Source organism: Christiangramia aquimixticola (genome assembly GCF_048285835.1).
In the GTDB taxonomy this organism is placed as follows: domain Bacteria; phylum Bacteroidota; class Bacteroidia; order Flavobacteriales; family Flavobacteriaceae; genus Christiangramia; species Christiangramia aquimixticola.
Genome location: NZ_JBLVTL010000273.1, coordinates 1 through 288, shown reverse-complemented (window position 1 = coordinate 288; position 288 = coordinate 1). Strand labels below are relative to the sequence as shown.

General features: G+C 48.3%; 1 pseudogene. It reads left to right on the top strand.

Annotation, left to right across the window (positions count from 1 at the left end):
• Positions 1 to 288, top strand: a pseudogene (locus ACNKXV_RS14460) (IS1595 family transposase); the annotation flags it as partial.

The window sequence follows — 288 nt, the reverse complement described above, 5'->3', positions numbered from 1 at the left end:
AAGAAGTGCACTGGTCTCAAACACTATTGGCTTGAAAACAAGCTCTCTTTCCAGTGTGCCGCCTGTGGGTTCAGAACCAGCATCAAGAGCGGTACAGTCATGGAGAGCAGCAACTTACCGATTAGGATCTGGATGATGGCTATCACGTTCATTACCGCAACCAAGAAGGGATTCAGTGCGGCTGAACTCCAAAGACAACTGGGGATGAAGCGTTATGAACCGGTTTTCAGAATGTATCACAAGCTCAGGGCAGTCATGGGAAAACGTGATGACCGCTACAGACTTGAA